The 15657-nt window shown below is 72.3% G+C and carries 15 protein-coding genes; 5 read left to right on the top strand and 10 right to left on the bottom strand.

Annotated features, from left to right (window positions below; translation table 11 throughout):
* Positions 1 to 41: 41 nt before the first annotated feature.
* The 4 genes from OG562_RS04880 to OG562_RS04865 form a co-directional block, all read right to left on the bottom strand.
* Positions 42 to 2570, bottom strand: a complete 2529-nt coding sequence (locus tag OG562_RS04880; protein ID WP_266394011.1) for a SpoIIE family protein phosphatase — start codon at positions 2568 to 2570, stop codon at positions 42 to 44.
* Positions 2571 to 2685: 115 nt separating this feature from the next.
* Positions 2686 to 3990, bottom strand: coding sequence for an ornithine--oxo-acid transaminase (gene rocD, locus OG562_RS04875; RefSeq protein WP_266394009.1), 1305 nt, complete (start codon positions 3988 to 3990; stop codon positions 2686 to 2688).
* Complete coding sequence (gene ddaH, locus OG562_RS04870) at positions 3987 to 4799, bottom strand: dimethylargininase (protein ID WP_266394006.1); 813 nt, start codon at positions 4797 to 4799, stop codon at positions 3987 to 3989. Before ddaH ends, rocD begins: the two co-directional genes overlap by 4 nt.
* A gap of 169 nt (positions 4800 to 4968) precedes the next feature.
* Positions 4969 to 5466 carry an Lrp/AsnC family transcriptional regulator gene (locus tag OG562_RS04865; protein WP_266393997.1) on the bottom strand — a complete coding sequence of 166 codons (498 nt, stop codon included), beginning with the start codon at positions 5464 to 5466 and terminating at the stop codon, positions 4969 to 4971.
* A gap of 77 nt (positions 5467 to 5543) precedes the next feature.
* Between OG562_RS04865 and OG562_RS04860 the strand changes: the two genes are divergently transcribed.
* The 4 genes from OG562_RS04860 to OG562_RS04845 are packed head-to-tail and all read left to right on the top strand — an operon-like array spanning position 5544 to position 9670.
* Complete coding sequence (locus OG562_RS04860; RefSeq protein ID WP_266393995.1) at positions 5544 to 6308, top strand: LytTR family DNA-binding domain-containing protein; 765 nt, start codon at positions 5544 to 5546, stop codon at positions 6306 to 6308.
* Between the two features lies 1 nt (position 6309).
* Positions 6310 to 6672 (top strand): hypothetical protein, encoded by a 363-nt coding sequence (locus tag OG562_RS04855; protein ID WP_266393992.1) that lies wholly within the window; start codon positions 6310 to 6312, stop codon positions 6670 to 6672.
* The gene (locus OG562_RS04850) at positions 6669 to 8468 is read left to right on the top strand and encodes a cation acetate symporter (RefSeq protein ID WP_266393989.1); all 1800 of its coding nucleotides are present in this window, start codon (positions 6669 to 6671) and stop codon (positions 8466 to 8468) included. The genes OG562_RS04855 and OG562_RS04850 overlap by 4 nt, the downstream gene beginning before the upstream one ends.
* A complete protein-coding gene (locus OG562_RS04845) occupies positions 8465 to 9670 on the top strand; it encodes a sensor histidine kinase (RefSeq protein ID WP_266393986.1) in 1206 nt (401 codons plus the stop codon). Before OG562_RS04850 ends, OG562_RS04845 begins: the two co-directional genes overlap by 4 nt.
* A 21-nt stretch (positions 9671 to 9691) precedes the next feature.
* Here the strand turns inward: OG562_RS04845 and OG562_RS04840 are convergent, their stop codons facing one another.
* The 5 genes from OG562_RS04840 to OG562_RS04820 form a co-directional block, all read right to left on the bottom strand.
* Entirely contained in the window at positions 9692 to 9862 is a 171-nt protein-coding gene (locus OG562_RS04840; protein WP_266393983.1) for a hypothetical protein, read from the bottom strand.
* 61 nt (positions 9863 to 9923) lie between these two features.
* Positions 9924 to 10874, bottom strand: coding sequence for a cytochrome c oxidase assembly protein (locus OG562_RS04835; RefSeq protein ID WP_266393980.1), 951 nt, complete (start codon positions 10872 to 10874; stop codon positions 9924 to 9926).
* 109 nt (positions 10875 to 10983) lie between these two features.
* A complete protein-coding gene (locus OG562_RS04830; RefSeq protein WP_266393977.1) occupies positions 10984 to 12009 on the bottom strand; it encodes a 6-phosphofructokinase in 1026 nt (341 codons plus the stop codon).
* Positions 12010 to 12226: 217 nt separating this feature from the next.
* Entirely contained in the window at positions 12227 to 12955 is a 729-nt protein-coding gene (locus OG562_RS04825; protein WP_266393974.1) for a type 1 glutamine amidotransferase, read from the bottom strand.
* A 35-nt stretch (positions 12956 to 12990) separates the two neighbouring features.
* Complete coding sequence (locus OG562_RS04820) at positions 12991 to 14229, bottom strand: MurT ligase domain-containing protein (protein WP_266393971.1); 1239 nt, start codon at positions 14227 to 14229, stop codon at positions 12991 to 12993.
* Positions 14230 to 14387: 158 nt separating this feature from the next.
* On the opposite strand from OG562_RS04820, the gene def reads away from it, so the two are divergent.
* Positions 14388 to 14942: a peptide deformylase gene (def, locus tag OG562_RS04815; RefSeq protein ID WP_266393968.1), complete on the top strand. Its 555-nt coding sequence runs from the start codon at positions 14388 to 14390 to the stop codon at positions 14940 to 14942.
* Between the two features lie 22 nt (positions 14943 to 14964).
* Here the strand turns inward: def and OG562_RS04810 are convergent, their stop codons facing one another.
* A complete protein-coding gene (locus tag OG562_RS04810; protein ID WP_266393965.1) occupies positions 14965 to 15609 on the bottom strand; it encodes a TetR family transcriptional regulator in 645 nt (214 codons plus the stop codon).
* Between the last annotated feature and the right edge of the window lie 48 nt (positions 15610 to 15657).

Here is a 15657-nt window from a genome sequence, read left to right as displayed (position 1 = left end):
CGCCATTTTCCCATGGAATGTGACGTTCGTGGGCCGGCGGGTCACATGCCGGGGTCGGTGAGCGACTGCTCGGCCCAGATGATCTTCCCCTCGGGGAGGAAGCGGGTGCCCCAGCGCTGGGTGACCTGCGAGACCAGCAGCAGACCGCGGCCGCCCTCGTCCGTGGCGCGCGGATGGCGCAGGTGGGGGGCGGTGGCACCGCCGTCGAAGACCTCGCAGACCAGCGTGCGCTCACGGATCAGCCGCAGTCGGATCGGGCCGGTCGCGTACCGGATGGCGTTGGTGACCAGCTCGCTGACGACCAGCTCGGTCGTGAACGACAACTCGGACAGCCCCCACTCCGCCAGTCGGCGGCTCGCGGTCTTGCGGGCCTCGGCGACCGCGGCCGGGTCGGCGGGCAGCTCCCAGTCGGCGACCCGGTCCGCCTCCAGGCGTCGGGTGCGGGCCATCAGCAGGGCCACGTCGTCGTGCGGCCGGGCCGGGACGAGGGCGTCGATCACGGTCCGGCAGCGCAGGTCGATCCGCGCCTCCGGCCGTTCCAGGGCCTGCCGCAGCCGGTTCCGGTCCGTGTCCAGCGCCCACTGCTCGCCCTCGGCCAGCAGCAGACCGTCCGTGTGCAGCGCGAGCGTGCTGCCCTCCGGCAGGGTCACCTCGACCGACTCGAACGGCGGCCCGCCCGCGCCCAGCGGCGGCCCCTGGGGCAGCTCGACGAAGGTGACCGTGCCGTCGGGCAGCACGACGGCCGGGGCGGGGTGTCCGGCGGCGGCCATCGCGCACCGCCCGTCCACGGGGTCGTAGACGACGTACACGCACCCGCACCCCACGGTCTGCGGAACGTCCTGCGGCCACCCGCCCTCCTCGTGGTCCATCCGGGCGACCAGGTCGTCGAGATGCGCCAGGATCTCCTCAGGCGGCAGATCCAGCGCGGCGAGCGTGCGTACGGCCGTGCGTACGCGTCCCATGGCCGCGGCGGCGGCGATGCCGTGCCCGGGGACCTCGCCCACGACGAGCGCCACCCGCGCCGCCGACAGCGGGATGAGGTCGTACCAGTCCCCGCCGAGGCCGGTCAGCTCGTCGGCCGGGCGGTAGCAGGCGGCCACCTCGACCGCGTCCTGCTCGGGCAGCCGGCGGGGGAGCAGGTTGCGCTGGAGGACCAGGGCCGCGTCGCGCTCGCGGGTGTAGCGGCGGGCGTTGTCCACGCAGACGGCCGCCCGTGAGACGAGATCCTCGGCCAGGGCCAGGTCGTCCTCGCCGAAGGGCTCGTGCGCGGGGCGGCGCAGGAACGTGGTGACGCCCAGGGTCGCGCCCCGCGCCCGGACCGGCACGATCAGAGCACTGGGCGGCTCGGACTCCCCGAGCAGTCCCCCTACCCACTCCTCGCCCGGCGGATCGACCCGCTCGGTCAGCCAGGGACGCCCGCTGAGCAGACAACGGACCGGGGGCGAGCCGGCGGGGTACACGACGGACGGGACGCGGTCGGCGCGGCCGGGGGTCTCTTCCTCGGCGGGTGCGCCGGCGAGGCCGTCGTCCGTTCGGCGGCCCGCCCGGCGCAGGGCGACCGAGGCGTGCGGGCCGGCGTCCGTCTGCCCCGGGGCCGGCTCCGCGCCCCGCAGCACCGGCTCCAGCAGGTCCACCACCACGGCGTCGGCGAACACCGGCACCGCCACGTCGGCCAGTTCCTGCGCGGTCCGCACGATGTCCAGGCTGCGGCCTATGCGCCGGCCGGCCCGGTCCAGCAGGGCGAGGCGCTGCCGGGCGCGGTGCCGGTCGGTCATGTCCACGACCGTGTAGTAGACGCCCAGGGGGTGGCCCTGGTCGTCGTCGAGCCGGGTGAAGGACAGCATGTGCGCCGTCTCCCGGTGCGGCGCGGCCCGCACCCGTCCCAGGTGCTCGTAGTCGACGACGGGCTCCCCGCTCGCCAGCACCCGCCGCATCTGCGCCTCCACGGCGGCGGAGTCCAGACCCGGCTGGACGTCCGCCAGCCGCAGTCCCAGCCGGTGCGCGGGCGGGCCCCCGCCGAAGCGGGCCAGGGCCGTGTTGGACCAGACGTAGCGCAGGTCCGTGTCCACGATCGCGATGCCGATCGGCGCGTCGTCCAGCATCTGCTCCAGCACCGAACGGTTCATGTTCCAGCCGGGAGCGTCGGCCACGTCGCTCAACAGGACCAGCCAGCGCGCGGGCTCACCGTGCACGCCGCGCTCGTCGCGCCGGCCGGGGGCGTCAGGGGCCTCGGGGGCGTCGGGTGGTTCGGGCGGGTCAGGCTCCTGGGCGGAGATGACGCGGGCCATGACCGGCACCGGCCGCCCGTCCTGGTGCCGGGCGGTGAGCAGCCCCGTCCAGCCGCCGTTCGAGCGGCACCGGGCGAGCACGTCCGGGACCCGCCCGGCGTCCGCCGCGCCGAGCAGCCCGGCCAGCTCCCGGCCCACGGCCTCGACGGCCGGATAGCCGAGCAGCCGCTGCGCGTCCCGGGTCCAGCCCGTCACCAGGCCCCGGGCGTCGAGCAGCAAGGGGGCGGCATCCGCCACGTCGAACGGCCGGCGGGCGACGTCGTCCTCGTCGTGTGTGCCCACGGTCGACCTCTCTGTCGCTGAGAGTGGTCTACCACCTCCTGACTCATTCATCACCCTGCCTGCACGACGACGACCGAGCCACTCGGGAGCGGAGAGGAGCCGCCGCCCCCCTGCCTCAGCCCTGCCGCAGCACCTTCGCCAACGAGCCCAGGGCCGACCCCAGTTCCTCGCCGGTGATGGTCAGCGGCGGCGCCAGCCGGATCGTCGAGCCGTGGGTGTCCTTGACCAGGACGCCCTCCCGCATCAGGCGCTTGCTCACCTCGCGGCCGGTGCCGAGCGCGGGGTCGACGTCGACCCCGGCCCACAGGCCCCGCGCCCGGAAGCCGACGACGCCCTTGCCGACCAGCCCGGTCAGCCCGTCCCGCAGGACGACGCCCAGCTCGGCCGCCCGGCGCTGGAACTCGCCCGTCTCCAGCAGCTCCACCACCGCCGTGCCGACCGCCGCGGCCAGTGGATTGCCGCCGAACGTCGACCCGTGCTCGCCGGGCCGCAGCACCGACAGCACATCGCGCCGGGCCACCACCGCCGACACCGGCACGATTCCGCCGCCCAGCGCCTTGCCGAGGAGCAGCATGTCGGGGACGACCCCTTCGTGGTCCACGGCCAGCGTCCGCCCCGTCCGCCCGAGCCCGGACTGGATCTCGTCCGCGATGAACAGACAGTTCTCACGCCGGGTGATCTCCCGCACCCCGGTGAGATAGCCGTCGTCGGGGATGACGACGCCGGCCTCGCCCTGGATGGGCTCGATCAGCACCGCGGCCGTCGTCTCGTCGACCGCCGCCTCCAGCGCGGCCAGGTCGTTGTACGGCACGATCCGGAAGCCCGGGGTGAACGGACCGAACCCGGCGCGCGCCGTCTCGTCCGTCGAGAAGCTCACGATCGTCGTCGTGCGGCCGTGGAAGTTCTCCGCGGCGACCACGATCGTCGCCCGGTCGGCGGGGACGCCCTTCACCTCGTAGGCCCACTTGCGGGCCACCTTGATGCCGCTCTCGACCGCCTCCGCGCCCGTGTTCATCGGCAGCACCATGTCCAGGCCGGTCAGCCCCGCGAGTCGCTCGGCGAACTCGGCGAGACGGTCGTTGTGGAAGGCGCGGGAGGTGAGGGTGAGGCGGTCCAGCTGGCGGTGCGCGGCCTCGATCAGCAGGGGGTGGCGATGGCCGAAGTTGAGAGCCGAGTAGCCGGCGAGCAGGTCGAGGTAGCGGCGGCCCTCGACGTCCTCGACCCAGGCGCCCTCGGCGCTCGCGACGACGACCGGCAGCGGATGGTAGTTGTGCGCGAGGACGGGCTCCTCGGCGCGGATCAGCTCCTCGGACGAACGAGACGAAGACGAACGCGCCGAACCCGATGAACTCGATGAACTCGAGGAACCTGATGAACTCGAGGAACGCGACGAACGCGGCGGGACGACGGGTGCGGTCATGAGCGGATCTCCTGGGTGCAGCACTTGATGCCGCCGCCGGCCTTCTGGAACTCCGAGAGGTCGACGGGGACGGGGACATAGCCGCGGTCGGCCAGCTGGCCCGCGAGGGCCTCGGCCCTGGGGGCGATGAAGACATGGCGGCCGTCGCAGACGGAGTTCAGCCCGAACGCCATGGCGTCGTCGCGGCCGGCGAGCACCGCGGCCGGGTACAGCCGCGCGAGCACCTCGCGGCTGCCCGGCGAGAACGCCTCCGGGTAGTAACAGACATTGTCGTCGTCCAGGACGAACAGCGCCGTGTCGAGGTGGTAGAAGTGCGGGTCCACCAGCGTCAGGCTGATCACCGGGTGGCCGAAGAACTCCTGCACCTCGCGGTGTGCCTCACGGGTGGTGCGGAACCCGGTGCCGGCCAGCACGTACCGGCCCGTCCACACCAGGTCGCCCTCGCCCTCGCACACGTTCTCCGGGCGGTACACGTCGTACCCGGCCGTCTTGAACCAGGTGTCGTAGTGCGACGACTCGGCGCGTCGCTCGGAGGCGTGGAAGAGGGAGCCGAAGACGCGGCCGCCGACGACGACCGCCGAGTTCGCGGCGAAGACCATGTCCGGGAGACCGGGGGCCGGCTCCACGGTGTCGACGGCGTGGCCGTGCGCACGGTAGGCACGGATCAGCGCCTGCCACTGCTCCTGGGCGAGGTCGACGTCGACGGGGGTGTCGGGATGCATCCAGGGGTTGATCGCGTACTGCACGGCGAAGTGTCTGGGTTCGCAGACGAGAAAGCGCCGGGGGCGCTGCAGACGGCTTTCGGACACAGAGGGGTTCCTCCGCTTTTCCTGCGGTGTCTACTGAGGGTTGACACCAACGGTAGGAAATTGCGGAGGCGCTCGACAAGAAACAGGCGTTGCGTGTTCACGCAGGATCGCTGCGTGATGTCGCCGCTCGGCGCAGGTTCGCTGCGCATGGGAACGTTCATATGGGTGATCACTCGGTCGTCTGTTCAGGAGCGGGCCGGCCGGCGCCCGCCTCCGGGCTCTCCGGCAGCAGATGCGACAGCACCATGACGCTGATCGTCTTCCGGATGAACGGCTCGGCCCGGATGCGCTCCAGCACGTTCTCGAAGTGCCCCACGTCCCGCGCCCGCACATGCAGCAACGCGTCCGCCCCGCCCGTCACCGTCATCGCCGCGGTGATCTCCGGATGGTTGCGCACCACCTCCGCCAGCCGCCTCGGCGGGGCCGCGCCCTCGCAGTACACCTCCACATACGCCTCCGTACGCCAGCCCAGCGCCCACGGCCGCACCGTCGCCGTGAACCCCGTGATCACCCCGGTCTCCCGCAACCGGTCCACCCGACGCTTCACCGCCGTCGAGGACAGCCCGATCTCCGTGCCGATCTCGGCGAAGCTCGTCCTGGCGTTCGCCATCAGAGCGGTGATGATCTTCCGGTCGAGCTCGTCGAAAGGGGCAGGGCCGCTGTTCATGCGGGCACTGTATCCAGCGCCCACGTCCACCCCCGGCACATGTCCAGTCGTACGAATCGCCCCTACACTCCAGCTTCATGCTGCGCGCCCTCGCCGTCGACGACGAACGCCCCTCGCTGGAGGAGCTGTTGTACCTTCTCACCGCCGATCCCCGGATCGGCAGCGTGGAGGGGGCGGGCGACGCGACCGAGGCGCTGCGTCGTATCAACCGGGCCCTGGAGTCCGGCCCGCACGGTCCGGAAGCCGTCGACGTCGTCTTCCTCGACATCCAGATGCCGGGTCTCGACGGCCTCGACCTGGCCCGGCTGCTCACCGGGTTCGCCAGGCCCCCGCTCGTCGTGTTCGTCACCGCCCACGAGGACTTCGCCGTCCAGGCCTTCGACCTCAAGGCCGTCGACTACGTCCTCAAACCCGTCCGCAAGGAGCGCCTCGCCGAGGCCGTACGCCGGGTCGTCGAGCTCAGCGCCGCCGAACCCCGCGGCACCGCCCCGCGCATCCCCGTGCACGAGCCCGACCCCGACCACATACCCGTAGAGCTCGGCGGAGTGACCCGCTTCGTCGCCGTCGACGACATCACCCACGTCGAGGCCCAGGGCGACTACGCCCGCCTGCACACCGACCGCGGCAGCCACCTCGTACGGATACCGCTGTCCACCCTGGAGGAACGCTGGCGCGCCCGCGGCTTCGTGCGCATCCACCGCCGTCACCTCGTCGCCCTTCACCACATCGGCGAACTCCGCCTGGACGCGGGCACGGTGAGCGTCCTGGTCGGCGGCGAGGAGCTCCAGGTCAGCCGCCGGCACGCCCGTGAGCTGCGGGACCTGCTGATGAGGAGAGCCTGACGTGCCCAGCCAGGACCCCGTCGAGCGGCGCGTAGTCGTCACCGGCCGGCCCCGCCGCACCCGGCGTGCCTCCGGCTACTACCGTCCGCGCACCGAGATCGACGAGCAGACCACCCTCGGCCACACCTACGTCCGCTCCCTGATGCGCTCCCAACTGCGCGCCGCGCTCACGGTGTGCGCGGTGCTCGCCCTGCTCGTGGGCCCGCTGCCCCTGCTCTTCGCGGCGCTGCCCGACGCCCACCGCCTGGAGTGGGCCGTCCTCGGCTTCTGCCTCTACCTCCCCATGGTCCTGCTGGCCCGCTGGTACGTGCGTCGCGCCGAACGCAACGAACGGGACTTCGTCCGGCTGGTCGAGGACCGGTGAACTCCACCTTCGCCGTCCCCGCGGTCGCCCTCGTCGTCGTGGCGACCGTCCTCGTCGGCGCGTTCGGCCTGCGCATCTCCCGCACCACCTCCGACTTCTACGTCGCCTCCCGCACCGTCGGCCCCCGCCTCAACGCGGCCGCCATCAGCGGCGAGTACCTCTCGGCCGCCTCCTTCCTCGGCATCGCGGGACTGGTCCTCGTCCAGGGCCCCGACATGCTCTGGTACCCGGTCGGCTACACCGCCGGATACCTGGTCCTGCTGCTGTTCGTCGCCGCCCCCCTGCGCCGCTCGGGCGCCTACACCCTCCCCGACTTCGCCGAGGCCCGCCTCGCCTCCCAGGCGGTGCGGCGGCTCGCCGGCGCCTTCGTCGTCGGCGTGGGCTGGCTCTATCTGCTGCCCCAACTCCAGGGCGCGGGGCTGACGTTGACCGTCCTCACCGGCGCACCCGACTCCCTCGGCGGGCTGATCGTCGCCGTCGTCGTCACCGCGACCGTCGCCGCGGGCGGCATGCGCAGCATCACCTTCGTGCAGGCCTTCCAGTACTGGCTCAAGCTCACCGCCCTGCTGGTCCCCGCCCTCTTCCTGGTCCTCGCCTGGCAGGGCGACGGAGCCCCCCGGCCCGCCTTCGAGGAGCCGGCCGCCTTCCGCGAGCAGCGGGCGGTCCGCGTCGACGACACCCTCGACCTCAGGCTGGAGAGTCCCCTGACCGTGACGGTGGACGGCACGGTCGACGGCCGCCGGTACACCGACGCCGTGCTCCGGCTGCCCGCCGGCGCCCACCGCATCGAGCACGGCACCCGCCTCACCTTCGCGCGGGGCGCCGCCGTCCCCACCGCCGAGCGCGGCGGCAACGGCGGCATGTCCACCTCCCTGGCCGCCGGCCGCGAGGAACGCCCGCTGTACGCCACGTACGGGCTGATCCTCGCCACCTTCCTCGGCACCATGGGCCTGCCGCACGTCGTCGTCCGCTTCTACACCAGCCCGCACGGAGTCGCCGCCCGCCGCACCACGGTCGCCGTCCTCGCCCTGATCGGCGTCTTCTACCTCCTCCCGCCCGTCTACGGCGCCCTCGGCCGCCTCTACGCCCCCGAGCTGGCCCTCACCGCAGACGCCGACGCGGCCGTCCTGCTGCTGCCCGACCGGGTGATCGGCGGCCTCGGCGGCGATCTGCTGGGCGCGCTGGTCGCCGGGGGCGCGTTCGCCGCGTTCCTGTCCACCGCCTCGGGGCTCACCATGGCCGTGGCCGGCGTGCTCACCCAGGACGTCCTGCCGGCCCGCGGCGTACGGCACTTCCGGCTCGGCACCGGCCTCGCCATGGCCGTCCCCCTCGCCGGGAGCCTGCTGGTGGGCGGGCTGCCGGTGGCCGACGCGGTGGGGCTGGCCTTCGCGGTGTCGGCGTCCTCGTTCTGCCCGCTGCTGGTCCTCGGCATCTGGTGGCGCCGGCTCACCCCGCCCGGCGCGGCCGCCGGCATGCTGGTGGGCGGCGGGTCCGCGTTCGTCGCCGTCGCCGCGACCATGGCGGGCCTGCCCGGCACGGGCGGTCTGCACGCGCTGCTCGCCTGGCCCGCGCTGTGGTCCGTGCCGCTGGGGTTCCTCACCATGATCCTGGTGTCCCTGGCCACCCCGGGCCGGGTCCCGGCCGGCACCGCGGCGATCCTGGCCCGCTTCCACCTGCCGGAGGCGCTGCGAGCCACTGAGCGGCCGGGCGAGCGGGTCACCGAACGGCCCACCGAACGGCCGGGCGAACGGTCCGGCGAGCGGCCGGGCGAACGGTCCGGCGAGGTGAGGACATGAGCGGCTTCCTCGCGGGCCTGTGCATCGCGATCCTCCCCTTCCTGGCCGCCGGCTTCTGGCTGGGCCGACGCACCGCCCGCCCCGAGAGCCTCGGCGGCCTCGGCACACCCGTCGAGCACGCCACCTTCCAGACCCTGCACACCGCCTCCCTCGCCGCGCCCCCGCTCAGGGCGGGCCTGACCGAGGAGACGGCCCGCAGGTCGGCCCGCCGGCTGCGCACCCTGCTCGGCACCGACGCCCTGTGCCTGACCGACCAGAAGGAGGTGCTGGCCTGGGACGGGGTGGGCTCGCATCACCGCACCGAGATCATGGAACGGCTCGCGGGCCCGCTGGAGAGCGGCCGGGGCGAGGCGTTCCGGCTCACCTGCGAGCACGCCGACTGCCCGGTCCGCTGGGCCGTGGTCGCCCCGCTCACCGTCGACGACCGGGTGCACGGCGCCCTCGTCGCCTGCGCCCCCCGCGAGTCGGCGGTCCTGGTCCGCGCCGCGGGGGAGGTCGCCCGCTGGGTGAGCGTCCAGCTGGAGCTGGCGGATCTCGACCAGTCCCGTACGAAACTGATCGAGGCGGAGATCAAGGCCCTGCGCGCCCAGATCTCCCCGCACTTCATCTTCAACTCGCTGGCCGTGATCGCGTCCTTCGTCCGCACCGACCCCGAACGCGCCCGAGAGCTGCTCCTGGAGTTCGCCGACTTCACCCGCTACTCGTTCCGCCGGCACGGCGACTTCACCACCCTCGCCGACGAACTGCACGCCATCGACCACTACCTGGCGCTGGTCCGGGCCCGCTTCGGCGACCGGCTGGCCGTCACCCTGCAGATCGCCCCGGAGGTCCTCCCGGTGACCCTGCCCTTCCTCTGCCTCCAGCCGCTCGTCGAGAACGCCGTGAAGCACGGTCTGGAGGGCAAGGCGGGCACCTGTCACATCCAGATCACCGCCCAGGACGCGGGCGCCGAGGCCCTGGTCGTCATCGAGGACGACGGGACCGGCATGGACCCGGTCCTGCTGCGCCGCATCCTGGACGGCGAGGTCAGCCCCTCCGGCGGCATCGGCCTGTCCAACGTCGACGACCGGCTCCGCCAGGTGTACGGCGACGACTACGGCCTGGTCATCGAGACCGCCCTGGGCGCGGGCATGAAGATCACCGCCCGGCTCCCGAAGTACCAGCCGGGCGTGCACTCGGCGGCCCGCCTCACCCCCGGCTGACAGCTCACCCCCGGGCGGGCCTCACGTCGTACGCATCACGATCATCGCGAGAGTGATCAGCCCGAGCACGACCCAGCCGAACCACAGCCAGCCGTTGCTGCCGAGCGCCACCGTGTAGGCGGTCACCACGACGAGTCCGCCGACGGTGAGCACCCCCATGGTCTTCGTGGAGCTGTCCGTGGAACCGGCCATCGCGACACCCTCCTCAGGACCGCCCCGGGCAGGGCGGTTCCCCCTCCATGGTGCCCCGGGTTCAGCGTCCGCGTGCGGAGAGCGACGCAAGATAGGCGTTGTACGCCTCCAGCTCCTTGTCGCCGTCGCGGTCGGCGGCCCGGTCCTGACGCTTGGCCTGCCGCTGTTCGGAGCCGTACCACTGGAACAGCAGCGCGATCAGCACCAGCACCGACGGGATCTCGCTGAACGCCCAGGCGATGCCGCCCGCCGCGTTCTGGTCGGACAGTGCGTCGATGCCGAGCGAGGGGGACGGGTTCTCGAACGTCTTCACCATCGGCTGCGACGCCATCATCAGCGCGATCCCGAAGAACGCGTGGAACGGCATGCCCGCGAACAGCTCCAGCATCCGCATCAGATAGCCCGGCCGGTTCGGCCCCGGGTCCACGCCGATGATCGGCCAGAAGAACACGACGCCGACCGCGAGGAAGTGCACCATCATCGCGAGGTGCCCCGCCTTGGAGCCCATCAGGAAGTCGAAGATCGGCGTGAAGTACAGCGCGTACAGGCTCGCGATGAACAGCGGGATGGTGAACGCCGGATGCGTGACGATCCGCATGTACCGGCTGTGCAGGAACATCAGCAGCACCTCACGCGGCCCCTTGCGCCCCCTTCCGGCGGCCGGCAGCGCCCGCAGCGCGAGCGTCATGGGGGCGCCGAGCAGGACGAGGATCGGCGACAGCATGCTGATGACCATGTGCTGCACCATGTGCACGCTGAACATGACCATCCCGTAGTCGTTCAGCCGGGTGCACATCACGAGCATGACGGTCAGCACGCCGACGACGTACGACACCGTCCGCCCGACCGGCCACGCGTCCCCGCGCCGCCGCAGCCGCAGCACCCCCCACCCGTACAGCCCGAGCCCCACCAGACAGGCGACGAGGAAGAACGGGTCCGCCGACCACTGAAGCCCCCGCCCCAGCGTGAACGGCGGCAGATCCATGGTCATGCCGTGCCCGCTGTGATCCATGGTGGGCGACTCCTGATTCGTGGGGGGTTGTACGTTTCCTGCCGCCCACAAGACTAGAACCGCCCCCGGCGACTCCTGTCACCGGGGGCGGGCGTACGACCTCGTACGGCTAGAGCACGCACTCGGCTTCGGCGTACCGGTCCTCCGGGACCGTCTTCAGCGTCTCCACGGCCTCCGCCAGCGGCACCATCACGATGTCCGTCCCGCGCAGGGCCGTCATCTGTCCGAACTCACCCCGGTGCACGGCCTCCACCGCATGCCACCCGAACCGGGTGGCGAGCACGCGGTCGTACGCCGTCGGCGTCCCACCCCGCTGCACATGCCCCAGAATCACCGGCCGGGCCTCCTTGCCGAGGCGCGACTCCAGCTCGATGGAGAGCTGCCGGGCGATCCCGGCGAACCGCTCATGCCCGTAGACGTCCTTCGCGCCCTCGTCGAAGGCCATGGAACCGGCCTGCGGCTTGGCCCCCTCCGCCGCGACGACGATCGCGAACCGCTTCCCCGCCTCGAACCGCGCGCCGACCCGCGCGGCCAGCTCCTCGATGTCGAAGGGCCGTTCCGGCACGACGATGGCGTGGGCGCCCGCCGCCATGCCGGAGTGCAGCGCTATCCAGCCGGTGTGGCGGCCCATGACCTCGACGACGAGGACCCGCTGGTGGGACTCGGCGGTGGTCTTCAGCCGGTCCAGCGCCTCGGTCGCGACGCCCACCGCGGTGTCGAAGCCGAAGGTGACGTCGGTGACCGCGATGTCGTTGTCGATGGTCTTCGGGACGCCCACGATCGGCAGCCCGCTGTCCGCCATCAGCCGGGCCGCCTTGAGCGTGCCCTCACCGCCGATGGGGATGATCGCGTCGAGCCCGAGCTCCTCGACATGGCCCCGGGCCCGCTCCACGCCGTCCCGCAGCTGCGAGGGCTGGACCCGGGAGGAGCCGAGGATCGTGCCGCCGCGGGCGAGGATGCCGCCCACCGCGTCGAGGTCGAGCTTGAGGTAGTCGCACTCCAGGAGGCCCTTCCAGCCGTCCCGGAAGCCGATGACCTCGTCGCCGTGGTCGGCCACGGCGCGGTGCACGACAGACCGGATGACGGCGTTCAGGCCGGGGCAGTCGCCGCCGGACGTGAGGACACCAATGCGCATAGCCCGAAACAACCTTCTCCACGTGGGCCGGTCCGGACCACGCTGTCCGGCTCGAATCCCCGCCACCCTAGCGGCACGAGGGGGCGGGGCCGTAGCACGCGTCCGCCTGCTGGACGTGCCTGCTCACCTGTGCGGATGCACCGTCAGACGGGCTGCTGACGGCACTCTGAAAAGCAGGTGAACACACAGGTCGCGCAGGCCGGCCGTCCGGCGGTGCTCACGCGGGCTGCTGCGCGGCGGCGATGCGCTCATTGCGCAGCGCCTCGTACCACCGGTCGTCGCTCGGCGGCAGCGCGTTCACATCGAGGGCCAGCTTCAGCAGCAGGTCCGCGATCAGCGGGTTGCGGGCGAGCACCGGCCCGTGCATGTACGTGCCGAACACGGTGTCGTTGTACGCGCCCTCCGTGCCGTCGCCGGTGCCGTTGCCCTTGCCGATCTGGACCCGGGCCAGCGGGCGGGCGGTCGGGCCGAGGTGGGTGACGCCCTGGTGGTTCTCGAAGCCGGTCAGCGGGGGCAGGCCCAGGCGCGGGTCGATGTCCGCGAGGACGTCGCCGACGCACCGCTCGCCCTCGCCGCGGGTCGTGGTCACGTCCAGCAGACCGAGACCGGGCTCGCGCTGGCCGAGGTCGTTGACGAACTCGTGGCCCAGGATCTGGTACCCGGCGCACACCGCGAACACGATCGCGCCGTTCTGCACCGCCTGGTACAGATGCCCGTCGCGGCGCAGCCGCTCGGCCGCCAGCCGCTGCGGACGGTCCTCGCCGCCGCCGATGAAGTAGATGTCGCCGGAGGTCGGGATCGGCTGGTCGCTGCGCACGTCGAGCCGCGCCACGTCGAGGCCGCGCTGCCGCGCCCGGCGCTCGACGACCAGGACGTTGCCCTGGTCGCCGTACGTGCTGAGCAGGTCCGGGTAGATCCAGACGATCCGCAGACTGTTGTCGCTCATGAAGTCGTCGTCCTTGTTGGTCGGTTGCTCAGGGCTCAGTTGCCGACGCGGCGGCGCAGGTCCTGGAAGGCGGTGTAGTTCGCGATGACCTCGATGCGGCCGGGCGGCGCCAGCTGCACGGCCTGGTCGAGGCTCTCGCACACCTGGAAGTGCTGGTTGGCGACCTCCAGCCGCACCGCGAGGTCCAGCTTGCGGTCGCCCAGGACGAAGATCGGGTGGCCGGTCAGCCGCGTGTAGTCGACGTCCCACAGCCAGGAGGTGTCCGTGCCGTCGGCGCCGCGCGCGTTCACCGAGAGGATGACCGGGGTGGGCGGCGGGTCGATCAGGCTGAACGTCTCGAGCCAGCCCGCCGGGTTCTTCGCGAGCAGCAGTCGCAGATCGCGCTGCATGAACTGGACGACGTCGTAGCGTCCGGCGACGGCCTGCACCTGGTACATGCGCTCCAGGGCGACCTGCGGCGGCACGCCGAACACGGCGGCCACGGCGGCCGAGGAGGCGGCGTTGGCCTTGTTGGCGCGGCCCGGCAGCTGGAGGTGGATCGGCCAGGCCGAGCCGTGCGGGTCGAGGACGTGGTCGCCGCTGAGCGCCCAGCTCGGCGTGGGCCGGCGGAAGCCGCACTCGCCGCAGAACCAGTCGTCGCCGGGGCGCTGCATCACGCCGCCGCACGACGGGCAGGACCAGGCGTCGTCCTTCCACATCTGCCCGGCGGCGACCCAGATCACGTTGGGGGAGGAGGACGCGGCCCACACCACCAGCGGGTCGTCGGCGTTGGCGACGATGACGGCCTTGGAACCGGCGAGCCCCTCGCGCCAGTTCTCCGCGAGCATGCGGGTCTCGGCGGCGCGGTCCAGCTGGTCGCGGGAGAGGTTGAGCAGGGCGATGCACTTGGGGGCGGTGTCCCGGGCCACGCCCGCGAGGTACTTCTCGTCGACCTCGATCACGCCGTAGCGGGCCTCGGAGCCGCCCGCGAGGGCCGAGGTGATGCCGGCCGGCATGTTGGCGCCGAGCGCGTTGGACACGACCGGTCCTGCGGCCTGCAGCGCCTCGGCGATCAGTCGCGTCGTCGTGGTCTTGCCGTTGGTCGCCGAGACGAGCACGACGTCCAGGCTCTGGGCGAGCCGCGCGAGCAGGTCGGGGTCGAGTTTGAGCGCCACCCGGCCGCCGATCACCGATCCGCTGCCGCGTCCCGCGGCGCGCGACGCCGCTGCGACCGCCTTGCCGGCGGTCACGGCGATCTTGGCCCGCGGCGTGAGCGGGTCCGAGTTGCCTGCCATCAGTTCTCGATCCTCCTTGCGTACGCGCCGCGCCTCTGCCGTACGGCAACGTGGTAGGGGGTCAGCCTATCGAGATCCATTCGCACTCCCGAATCCCGGCACCTTCTCACGCCCGCGTACGGCATGCGCGTGTCAGAAATGACCGTACCCTTGCCGCCATGCGACACGGCTCCATCCCGGGCGCCCACGGGCGCGTCCGGCCCCTCAGTCTGCTCGGCGACCCGATTCTCGGGGCGCCCTGCCGCGAGGTCACCGACTTCGGCCCCGAACTCGCCCGTCTCGTCGAGGACATGTTCGCCACGATGTACGCGGCCCAGGGCGTGGGCCTCGCCGCGAACCAGGTCGGCGAGCCCCTGCGGGTCTTCGTGTACGACTGCCCCGACGACGAGGACGTCCGTCACCTGGGGCATGTGGTGAACCCGAGACTGGTCGAGACGGACGGCGTCGTCCTGCGCGGCCCCGAGGGCTGCCTCTCCCTCCCGGGCCTGGAGGCGGCGACGGAACGCTACGACCACGCGGTGATCGAGGGCTTCACGACGACCGGCGAGCCGGTGACGATCCACGGCACGGGGTTCTTCGCCAGATGCTTGCAGCATGAGGCGGATCACTTGGAGGGACGCGTGTACGCGGATCGCGTGACGGGCTGGCGCAAGCGGAGACTGATGCGTCAAGCAACGCGAGCGACTTGGCGCCGGCCGGGATCGCTTCCTTAGAGGCGCGGGCACGACACGACCCTCAGAACCCCGGACCGCCGACTTTGTCCCCCGCCGCCGCCAGGCGACCCCACAGCAGGTCGGCAAGGCTCCTCACCAGCTCGGCACGGGTGCAAGGCCGTTCCCCCAGCCACCAGTCCCCGGCCGCATGCATCATCCCGACGATCCCGTGCCCCCAGACACGGGCGAGCTGCTGACTCGCCGGCCCGAGATCCACCCGCTCCTCGATGACCTGCGCCAGCTCCTCCCCCATCCGCCGCAACAGCGGAATGCTGTGCTTGCCGACGTCGAACCCCTGGTCCACGCCCTGCCCGCCCTCGGAGGGGTGCATCAGGAACCGGTACACCTGAGGCCGGGCCTCGATGGCCGCGAGGTAGGTGTCCAGGGTCGCCTCGACCCGTTCCCGGCGCTCGGCGGGAGCGTCCAGCGCGGCCCGCAGCGAGGCGAGCAGCGCGTCGGTGTGCCGCATGGCGAGGGCGGCGTACAGTCCACCCTTGTCGCCGAAGTGGCGGTAGAGGATCGGCTTGGTGATGCCGGCCTCCGCCGCGATGGCGTTCATGGAGGCCTGGGGGCCGTCGCGCAGCACCACTCTGTCCGCGGCCTCCAGCAGCTCGCGCCGTCGGCGGTCGGCGGACCGTTGCTGCTCGGTCCGCTGCGTGGTGTCCATGTGCTCTCCCCACCCGTGCTGATTCGGTGACGCCTGCGCAAACTAACA

The sequence above is a fragment of the Streptomyces sp. NBC_01275 genome (genome assembly GCF_026340655.1).
GTDB lineage: Bacteria > Actinomycetota > Actinomycetes > Streptomycetales > Streptomycetaceae > Streptomyces.
Note: the sequence above shows the minus strand (reverse complement) of the source record. Positions and strands in the feature narration are given on the sequence as shown.

Bases quoted from the DNA above. Each gene is read 5' to 3' on its own strand.
- rocD (WP_266394009.1), bottom strand. From the start codon at position 3,990: ATGACCGCACCCGTCGTCCCGCCGCGTTCGTCGCGTTCCTCGAGTTCA.
- OG562_RS04865 (WP_266393997.1), bottom strand. From the start codon at position 5,466: ATGAACAGCGGCCCTGCCCCTTTCGACGAGCTCGACCGGAAGATCATC.
- OG562_RS04860 (WP_266393995.1), top strand. From the start codon at position 5,544: ATGCTGCGCGCCCTCGCCGTCGACGACGAACGCCCCTCGCTGGAGGAG.
- OG562_RS04845 (WP_266393986.1), top strand. From the start codon at position 8,465: ATGAGCGGCTTCCTCGCGGGCCTGTGCATCGCGATCCTCCCCTTCCTG.
- OG562_RS04840 (WP_266393983.1), bottom strand. From the start codon at position 9,862: ATGGCCGGTTCCACGGACAGCTCCACGAAGACCATGGGGGTGCTCACC.
- OG562_RS04835 (WP_266393980.1), bottom strand. From the start codon at position 10,874: ATGGATCACAGCGGGCACGGCATGACCATGGATCTGCCGCCGTTCACG.
- OG562_RS04830 (WP_266393977.1), bottom strand. From the start codon at position 12,009: ATGCGCATTGGTGTCCTCACGTCCGGCGGCGACTGCCCCGGCCTGAAC.
- OG562_RS04825 (WP_266393974.1), bottom strand. From the start codon at position 12,955: ATGAGCGACAACAGTCTGCGGATCGTCTGGATCTACCCGGACCTGCTC.
- OG562_RS04820 (WP_266393971.1), bottom strand. From the start codon at position 14,229: ATGGCAGGCAACTCGGACCCGCTCACGCCGCGGGCCAAGATCGCCGTG.
- def (WP_266393968.1), top strand. From the start codon at position 14,388: ATGCGACACGGCTCCATCCCGGGCGCCCACGGGCGCGTCCGGCCCCTC.
- OG562_RS04810 (WP_266393965.1), bottom strand. From the start codon at position 15,609: ATGGACACCACGCAGCGGACCGAGCAGCAACGGTCCGCCGACCGCCGA.